The 8,604-nt window shown below is 66.7% G+C and carries 11 protein-coding genes; 6 read left to right on the top strand and 5 right to left on the bottom strand.

What is annotated here, in order from left to right; genetic code table 11:
- Positions 1–50: 50 nt before the first annotated feature.
- The 5 genes from Q0937_RS17845 to Q0937_RS17825 form a co-directional block, all read right to left on the bottom strand.
- Entirely contained in the window at positions 51–503 is a 453-nt protein-coding gene (locus tag Q0937_RS17845) for a three-helix bundle dimerization domain-containing protein (RefSeq protein WP_299306352.1), read from the bottom strand.
- 55 nt (positions 504–558) lie between these two features.
- Positions 559–915, bottom strand: coding sequence for a helix-turn-helix transcriptional regulator (locus tag Q0937_RS17840; protein WP_299306351.1), 357 nt, complete (start codon positions 913–915; stop codon positions 559–561).
- Between the two features lie 45 nt (positions 916–960).
- On the bottom strand, positions 961–1,620 hold the full coding sequence (locus tag Q0937_RS17835; RefSeq protein WP_299306350.1) for an arsenate reductase ArsC: 660 nt from the start codon (positions 1,618–1,620) through the stop codon (positions 961–963).
- Between the two features lie 6 nt (positions 1,621–1,626).
- On the bottom strand, positions 1,627–2,004 hold the full coding sequence (locus Q0937_RS17830) for an arsenate reductase ArsC (protein ID WP_299306353.1): 378 nt from the start codon (positions 2,002–2,004) through the stop codon (positions 1,627–1,629).
- An 85-nt stretch (positions 2,005–2,089) separates the two neighbouring features.
- Positions 2,090–2,455, bottom strand: coding sequence for a helix-turn-helix transcriptional regulator (locus Q0937_RS17825; RefSeq protein ID WP_087484024.1), 366 nt, complete (start codon positions 2,453–2,455; stop codon positions 2,090–2,092).
- Positions 2,456–2,536: 81 nt separating this feature from the next.
- Between Q0937_RS17825 and arsB the strand changes: the two genes are divergently transcribed.
- The 6 genes from arsB to Q0937_RS17795 all read left to right on the top strand — a co-directional run bounded on the left by arsB (position 2,537) and on the right by Q0937_RS17795 (position 8,546).
- Positions 2,537–3,628 (top strand): ACR3 family arsenite efflux transporter, encoded by a 1,092-nt coding sequence (gene arsB / locus Q0937_RS17820; protein WP_087484025.1) that lies wholly within the window; start codon positions 2,537–2,539, stop codon positions 3,626–3,628.
- Positions 3,629–3,650: 22 nt separating this feature from the next.
- Positions 3,651–4,079, top strand: coding sequence for a low molecular weight phosphatase family protein (locus Q0937_RS17815; protein WP_299306348.1), 429 nt, complete (start codon positions 3,651–3,653; stop codon positions 4,077–4,079).
- Positions 4,080–4,105: 26 nt separating this feature from the next.
- Positions 4,106–5,446, top strand: coding sequence for an FAD-dependent oxidoreductase (locus Q0937_RS17810; protein ID WP_299306346.1), 1,341 nt, complete (start codon positions 4,106–4,108; stop codon positions 5,444–5,446).
- Between the two features lie 174 nt (positions 5,447–5,620).
- The gene (locus Q0937_RS17805; RefSeq protein ID WP_006590980.1) at positions 5,621–5,980 is read left to right on the top strand and encodes a helix-turn-helix transcriptional regulator; all 360 of its coding nucleotides are present in this window, start codon (positions 5,621–5,623) and stop codon (positions 5,978–5,980) included.
- Positions 5,977–6,579 carry a cadmium resistance transporter gene (locus Q0937_RS17800; RefSeq protein WP_193866805.1) on the top strand — a complete coding sequence of 201 codons (603 nt, stop codon included), beginning with the start codon at positions 5,977–5,979 and terminating at the stop codon, positions 6,577–6,579. The genes Q0937_RS17805 and Q0937_RS17800 overlap by 4 nt, the downstream gene beginning before the upstream one ends.
- 401 nt (positions 6,580–6,980) lie before the next feature.
- A complete protein-coding gene (locus tag Q0937_RS17795) occupies positions 6,981–8,546 on the top strand; it encodes a cytochrome c oxidase assembly protein (RefSeq protein WP_299306344.1) in 1,566 nt (521 codons plus the stop codon).
- Positions 8,547–8,604 lie beyond the last annotated feature (58 nt).

Raw genomic sequence — 8,604 nt, 5'->3', positions numbered from 1 at the left:
GATCACACGGTGGCCGCGTCCTCGTCAGAGACGATCACGGGGCCACCGCGCTACACCACTATGTGGGACTCAACTGCGAACTGTTCGGTCAGCACCGGAAGATGCGACCGTACTGCCGCGCGCTCTGCGAGCAGCTGGTAGCTCTCGGTGACATAGCGGTTCACTGTTTCCGGCCCGAAAACTCCGTGGAAGTCCGCACCCAGTCTCTCGGCGATGCGGTCAAGAACACCGTAATGGGCCGGGTCAATGTGATCAGGTGCCAGGGATCGCCGCGGGCCGACGAGGTGCGCGAAGCGGGACAGTGCATCTGCGGTCGCGGAGTAACCGGCCCCGTCATCGCTGCCCGTGCCGCGGGCGAGGATTCCCGCGTCCGCCATGGCCTCGAGGTGATGGCAGATAACCGCTTCGTCCATTCCGGGGCCGACTAGGTCAGCGGGTGCTACCACTTCACTGGGCGATTCCAGAACCCGGGCGAGAAGTTGGAGACGCACCTCGTGCGCCATCGCGGAAACCTGCGCGGCTCGATCCGTCGGCATCAGGACCGTCTCGCCGGCGCGGTCAGCGCAGCAGGTCTCGAATGGCGGAGAGCCGGCTGGGGTGGATGGAACACCAGACGTGGCGTCCTCGCTGCTCGCGTTCGATGATGCCGGCCTCGGCCAGGATCTTCAGGTGGTAGGTCACGGTGGGCTGACGCAGCTCCAGGGCGACAGACAGGTCGCTGACGCAGGCCTCGCGCTCCGGGCTGTTCTCCATCAAGCTCAGCAGTTGCAGTCGGGTGGGATCCGAGACGATTCGCAGCAGACCCGCCGTAGTTTCCGCCTCGGCGCGGCTGAGCACGTTTCCAAGACGCAGCGGTGATGCCGGACGTGCCAGGAGGGCCGACAGTGCCGGTTCCGGGTCGCGTTGGGTGCTCATCGAGCGACATGCTATCTCGCATTCGTCGAGCGTGGCCGCATGGTGTCAGTGATCTGCCACAGGTGCAGTGATGATCTCGCTCAGAAGTTGGCGCACCCGGGCGTCGATCTCGTCCCGAACCTGACGCGACTGCTCGAGAGAACTGTCCGCTGGATCGCGCAGCTCCCAGTCCTCGTACCGCTTGCCGGGATAGATAGGGCACGCGTCCCCGCACCCCATAGTGATGACGACATCTGCCGCACGGACGACATCATCCGTCAAGGGCTTGGGGAACGAGGATGCGAGGTCGATGCCGATCTCGCCCATGACCTCCACAGCGCGTGGATGCAGGGCATCGCCCGGCGCGGAACCAGCGGAGCGGACGTGGACGAGTCCCTGGGCGTGGTGGTCCAGAAGCGCGGCGGCCATCTGAGAGCGGCCAGCGTTCTGCACGCAGACCAGCAGCACCTCGGGCACGTCGTGCGGGGCCTGCCCCTTCGACTGCGCGAGAGCAGTCAGCCGTTCACGCGCGAAACGTTCGGTCAGCGGCGGCAGATGCGAGGTGATGCGCGCCGTCCGACCCAGTGCGGTGTACGACTCGAAGACATAACGTTCGACGGTCTCGGGAGAGAAGACTCCGGCGAACCGATGCGCGAGGTCCTCGGCGATCGTGTGCAGGACATGGTCGGCGCTGAGCAGTGACGGGGTCTCACGCGAAGGAGTCATGGTTGTTCACCGCGCTGTCGTCGAGGCGGCGGAGTTCTCCTGGGGCAGGAGGCTGGCGATGAGTTCCTCGACGCGCGCTCGGATATCGTCGCGCACCGGGCGGACCTCGTCGACTCCCTTGCCGGCCGGGTCCTCGAGCTTCCAGTCCTCGTACCGCTTGCCGGGGTAGAACGGGCAGGCATCCCCGCAGCCCATGGTGATGACGACGTCGGAGGCCTGGACGGACTCGGGGGTGAGGATCTTCGGATTCTGGTGGGAGATGTCGATGCCGACCTCGGCCATCGCCTCTACTGCGGCGGGGTTGATCGAGTCGGCGGGCGCGGAACCGGCGGAACGCACCTCGATGCGGTCACCGGCGAGCTCACGCAGCCATCCCGCCGCCATCTGGGAGCGGCCGGCGTTGTGGACACAGACGAACAGGACGCTGGGACGTGCGGTCACGAGGATCTCCAAAGCAGGCAGTAGGGAATCAGGCGATATCGAGGAAGGCGCGGAGTTCGGCGAAGGCCGACGGAACGACGGAGTAGTGGGCCCAGCGACCCTTCTGCTCGCGCGTGAGCAGGCCGGCGTCGACGAGCTTCTTCATGTGGTGGCTGACGGTGGGCTGGCTGATCCCGAGCGGTTCGGTGAGGTCGCATGCACAGACTGAATCGCAGCCCTGGGTGGCGACGTGGGAGAGGAGCCGGAGGCGTGTGGGATCGGACAGCGCCTTGAGCAGGGACGCGATCCTCTCGGCGTCGACGATGTCGACGGGCCCGGCGGACAGCGTGCAGCACTCGTCGGACGGGGTGCTCTCCTTGATCCCGGCAGCAACAGTCTGGGTCGTCGTGGTCATGCCCTCACCTTACATTGACAGTCATCGATGTACAGCATAGCGTTCGGATCGATATCCGTCGATGGAAGGTGCCGAACACTGATGAGTACGACCACCAAAAACGTGGAGCAGCCACGCGTGATGAAGGAGATGTCCTTCCTGGATCGCTGGCTGCCGGTATGGATCCTGGCCGCAATGGTCGTAGGGCTCCTGCTGGGACGGTTCATCCCCGGCCTGAACACCGCTCTGGAAGCGGTGAAGATCGGCTCCGTCTCCCTGCCTATCGCGATCGGGCTGCTGGTGATGATGTATCCGGTCCTCGCTAAGGTCCGCTACGACGAGACCCGCCGCATCGGCGCGGACAAGCGACTGCTGATCTCTTCGCTGGTGCTGAACTGGCTGATCGGCCCTGCACTGATGTTCGCGCTGGCGTGGATCTTCCTGGCCGACCTGCCGGAGTACCGCACGGGCCTGATCATCGTCGGCCTCGCCCGCTGTATCGCCATGGTGCTCATCTGGAACGATCTTGCCTGCGGTGACCGCGAGGCTGCCGCCGTGCTCGTCGCGATCAATTCCGTCTTCCAGGTCATCGCCTTCGGTGCCCTGGGCTGGTTCTACCTCCAGGCGCTCCCCTCGTGGCTGGGGCTGCCGACCACGTCGGCAGAGTTCTCGATCGGCGCGATCGTCCTCAGCGTGCTGATCTTCCTCGGGATCCCCCTGGTCGCCGGGTTCCTCACGCGCGTGGTCGGGGAGCGAGCGAAGGGCCGTACCTGGTACGAGGAGCGCTTCCTCCCGAAGATCGGCCCGTGGGCCCTGTACGGGCTGCTGTTCACCATCGTGTTGCTGTTCGCGCTCCAGGGCGACGCGATCATTTCCGCTCCGGGGGACGTGGCCCGTATCGCCCTGCCGCTGTTGGTCTACTTCGTGGTGATGTTCCTGGGGTCGTTCCTGGTCGGCCGGGCGATCGGCCTGAACTACGCGAAGTCCACGACCGTCGCCTTCACCGCCTCGGGCAACAACTTCGAGCTCGCCATCGCCGTCGCCATCGGCACCTTCGGCGTCACCTCCGGCCAGGCTCTCGCGGGTGTCGTCGGCCCCCTGATCGAGGTCCCCGTCCTCGTCGGCCTCGTCTACGTCGCCCTTGCGATGGGTCGCCGCCTGTTCCCCGGCGACGCCACCGTCCCTACCCGATGACCAGCAGAAAGATCGAGTCACGATGACTACGAAACGTCCCGCAGTCCTGTTTGTGTGCGTGAAGAACGGCGGCAAGTCCCAGATGGCCGCGGCCCTCATGCGCCACCACGCCGGAGACGCCGTCGAGGTCCACTCCGCCGGCACCCGGCCCGGCAGCTCCATCAATGCGCAGTCTGCGGAGGCGATCGCCGAGGTCGGTGCGGACATGTCCTCCGCTGTTCCGCAGCCGGTCACCCCGGAACTGCTGCGCAGCGTCGATCACGTGATCGTCATCGGTGGCGAAGCCGTCATCGAGCCGGTCGACGGGATGGCAGCGCCGGTGACCACCTGGCACACCGATGAACCCTCCCAACGCGGCATCGAAGGGATGGAGCGCATGCGCCTGGTCCGCGACGACATCGACGCTCACGTCCGCGCGCTCCTGACCGACCACACCCAGACCTCGAACTGACCTCACCAGCAGCAAGGAGTCCCATCGTGCTCACCACCGCAACGACCTCGCATCCCGTAGTCATCATCGGCGCCGGCCCCATCGGCCTGGCCGCCGCCGCCCAACTCTCCGAACGCGGCCTGCCGTTCGTCGTCCTCGAGGCCGGATCCACGGCAGCAGCGGCGATCACCGATTGGGGACACACCAGGCTGTTCTCCCCGTGGCAGTACAACCTCGATGCCGCCGCACAGCGCCTCCTCGAGGCCAGCGGCTGGATCGCCCCCGATAGCGAGGCTCTGCCGACCGGTCACGAACTGCGCGAGCAGTACCTCGAACCTCTCGCGCACCTTCCTCAGATCGCCGAGTCGATCCGTTACGACGCGCGAGTGACCGCTGTCTCCCGCGCTGGCATGGACAAGACCCGCACTGCACGTCGCGAGGAGACGCCCTTCCTGGTCCGGATCGAGACCGCTGATGGATACAGCGACGACGTGCTCGCCTCCGCCGTCATCGATGCGTCCGGCACCTGGTCCGCGCCGAATCCGCTGGGCCAGGCGGGGCTCCTCGCTCCCGGTGAACGACAGGCCCTCGCCGCGGGTCGCATCACACCGCCACTACCCGACGTGCAGGGCCGTGATCGCGAGCGCGTCGCCGGCAAACGCGTCATGGTGACGGGTGCCGGCCACTCGGCCGCCAATACCCTGCTGGACCTCGCAGAACTGGACGCCGCCACCACGATCATCTGGGCCGTTCGCACCGCTGACCTCACCCGCGTGTACGGGGGCGGCGAGCAGGACGAGCTCGCAGCGCGGGGAGCCCTCGGCTCACGACTGCGCCAGCTGGTCGACTCCGGACGCATCGAGGTCCTCACCTCGTTCACCATCACCCACTTCAGCCTCGAGGACTCGTTGACTGTTCATGCGGTGACCCCGAACGGGGAGCGAGAGGTGAGCGTCGATGTGCTGGTGCCAGCCACCGGGTTCCGCCCCGATCTCGGAATGCTCGCTGAGCTTCGCCTGAACCTGGACCCAGCCGTCGAGGCACCTACGCAGCTGGGACCGCTCATCGACCCCGAGTTCCACTCCTGCGGTTCGGTCGAACCCCACGGGGAGCGAGTCCTCGCCCACCCGGAGAAGAACTTCTACATCGTCGGCATGAAGAGCTACGGACGCGCGCCCACGTTCCTCATGGCGACCGGCTATGAGCAGGTCCGCTCCATCGCGGCGGCGCTGGCCGGCGACCGCGAAGCAGCAGACGCGGTCCACCTCGAACTGCCAGAGACCGGGGTCTGCACCACCGACCTCGGCGGCAGCTGCGACGCCCCCGCCCCAGCCGCCGACGCCTGCTGCTCCAGCCCGCAACCGATCGCTCTCTCCCTCGGCCGCTGACGTCAAGTGGAGCCGTCATGCCCCGCGGCGAGGCCACTCTGACTTACGAGCTACACGTCTGAGGAATAGTGCACTGACGAATAATTCTCTCCCCCGGTAGTCTCCCCTTACGGGCATGAGATCTGGCCTGACGCCTGGGACGGAGTGTTCAGTGCATGCTGTATAGTTCAGTGCATGCTGACTATTGCTTCGCGTCTCGACGTGATGAACCGCCTGGGTCGCGCACTGGCCGACCCCACTCGATCCCGGATCATCCTGACCCTGCTCGACCATCCCGCTTACCCGGCGGAACTGGCCCGAGATCTGGACCTGACACGCCCGAACGTGTCCAACCACCTGGCATGCCTGCGCGATTGCGGGATCGTCGTCTCCGAGCCCGAAGGTCGCCGGACACGATATGAGATCGCCGATTCGCACCTGGCGCAGGCCCTGACGGCACTGGTCGATGCCACCCTGGCAGTGGACGAAGACGCCCCGTGCATCGACCCTGCCTGCTCGCTCCCCGGATGCGACGCAGCTGGGGAGGGCGCATGATCCTCACCTCGGTCTTACAGGCGATGGGCCTGTTCGCAGCGACCAACATCGACGACATCATCGTGCTCTCCCTCTTCTTCGCTCGAGGGGCAGGCCAGCGCGGCACCACCGCCCGCATTCTGGTCGGCCAATACCTCGGGTTCGCCGGCATCCTCGGTGCCGCGGTCCTGGTGACCATCGGCGCCGGAGCGTTCCTGCCCTCGGCAGCCATCCCGTACTTCGGCCTCATCCCTCTGGGCCTCGGCCTGTGGGCCGCGTGGCAGGCCTGGCGCGGAGACGACGACGATGACGACGACGAGGCCAAGGTCGCCGGCAAAAAGGTCGGCGTGTGGACAGTCGCAGGCGTCACCCTCGCCAACGGCGGCGACAACATCGGCGTGTACACCCCTGTCTTCCTCAGCGTGGAACCTCTCGCCGTAGTCGCCTACTGCATCGTCTTCCTCGCCCTCGTCGCGGTCCTGGTGGCCCTGGCAAAGTTCGTCGCCACTCGCCCACCGATTGCCGAAGTCCTCGAACGCTGGGAGCACATCCTCTTCCCCATCGTTCTTATCGGTCTCGGCATCGTCATCCTTGTCAGTGGCGGAGCTTTCGGCCTCTGACTCAGCTAAAGCAAACACAGGTCCCGGGCTCGATAGATCGGTCCCGGAACCTGGACCCGGGACACTTCGTCGCGTCGGCATCGTCCGAGCGGAGTCCGGATCTGAGCCCCGACGAGTTCCCACCGTTCAACGGGGAGGGCTTGCTCATGGTGAGCTCGTCTGAGTTCCAGCGCGCACCGGTCGATGGCTAGCCTGACCGGGGCTAGTGGAGTAGCTGGCGCAACAGTGAACGGGAGACTGGGCAGCATGTTGAGGATCGGTACGCGCCGGGTTGCTTCCCGTGCGGCGAACAGAGTGGCAGACAACGACGCCGAGACGGCCGCCTCGCCTGTCGGCGCAGCAGTTTCCGGGATTCGATGCGGGGCGAGCTGGTGAGCTCGATTCGCACCAGAATCCTCATCGTGGGTGCTGCGGCCCCGTGGGCTCTGCTCTGGACGGTGATCGCGGCCGCCATGGCGGGAGCACCGGTCTCGATGGAGCTCGTCGATGCCGGCCCGGTGGTGCGGTGGGGTTTGCCGATCGTCGATGCCATCGGTGATGTGGTCGGTGCCGCGACCGTGGCGTGCCTCGTGCTGGCGCTCGTCGTGCTGCCCCGCCGTGCGGAGCCGTCCGCGTCGGAGGCTGATCAGGAACACGCTGCCGTGTCTCGGTTCCATCCAGCGTACGAGCGGACGCTCGATATCGGTATGGGCCTGGGAATGGTGTGGTCAACGCTGCTGGTCGTACGGATGGTGCTTGGCTACGCTTTGGCGGCGGGCCAGGCACCCTTCTCCCCGCGGTTCGGCTCCGATCTCCTGATGTACATCACACGGCTTGAGCTCGGTCAATACCAGCTTGCCGGGGCGGTGTTCGTCGCCGCTGCCTCGACCATGCTGATCGTCGTGAGGTCCCGTACGGGGCTGCTGATCTCGCTGAGTCTGGTGTTCGCGGCGTTGGTGACGAAGTCGATGACGGGCCACGCCTCGGGGCAGACCTCCCATGAGGCGGCCACGAGCGCGATGATCGTGCACCTCGTGGCTGCCGGAGTGTGGCTGGGTGGGCTCGCGCTGCTCGTGCTGGTTGCGGGCCGGCTCGGAGCACGACTGAGGGATGTCGCCGAACGGTTCAGCGTCCTGGCGCTTGCTTGTTATGGGGCGTTGGCCGCCAGCGGTATCGCCTCTGCCCTGGTCCGGCTCTCCGCGCCTCTGGACCTTGTGACCACCGCGTACGGGTGGATGCTCGTGCTGAAGACGGTGTTGCTGGTGCTGCTGGGTGGCGCTGGCTGGTGGCAGCGCCGACGGGTACTGGGCCGGCTGCGGGACTCGGATCGCCGGAGAGACTTCCTGTGGCTCGCCGCGGGGGAAGTCTTCCTGATCGCGGCGGCGACCGGACTCGCTGCCGCACTGTCGAACACGGCGCCTCCGGTGCCGGACGAGCCTGAGCCGGTCACCTCGACGGCTGAGGCGCTGACCGACTATCCACTGCCTGCTCCGCCTGAGCTGGCGACGCTGCTGACGACCTGGCGTGTGGACGTCGCCGGAATGGCACTCGCCCTCGGTCTCGCGGTCATCTACCTCTGGGTGCACCTGCGCCGCCCGTTGACGGGCACTGGCGGGCGACGCTGGCCCGTGGCCAGGACTTCGGCGTGGGTAGCGGGATGCGTGGTCATCTTTTGGGTGACGAACGGGGCACCGGGCGTGTACGCGCCGGTGCAGTTCTCCGTGCACCTGAGCCAGCACGCGCTGCTTGCTCTGGTGGCAGTGCCTCTACTGGTTGCCGGGCGTTTCGGTGATCTCGTGCGGGATCGGATCGCTCCTCGGTCGGACGGTTCGGCGGGACTGCGCGAGCTCGTCGACTGGAAGCCTCGCTCCCGTGCGGGTCGGTGGCTCGCTCACCCGGCGGTGTTGGCGCTGCTCGGCGCGGCGGGATTTGCAGCGATCTACCTGACCCCGGCGCTCGGCGCGGGGTTGGGACTGCCGCACCGATAGGTGACATCTGATCTGGCTTGCCCACTGGGCGGCCTGGAAGGATGTGCACCATGCCCGC

The sequence above is a fragment of the uncultured Brachybacterium sp. genome (assembly GCF_947500705.1).
In the GTDB taxonomy this organism is placed as follows: Bacteria; Actinomycetota; Actinomycetes; order Actinomycetales; family Dermabacteraceae; genus Brachybacterium.
The sequence above is the reverse complement of the archived record's forward strand: the minus strand, read 5'-3'. Positions and strand labels throughout refer to the sequence as shown.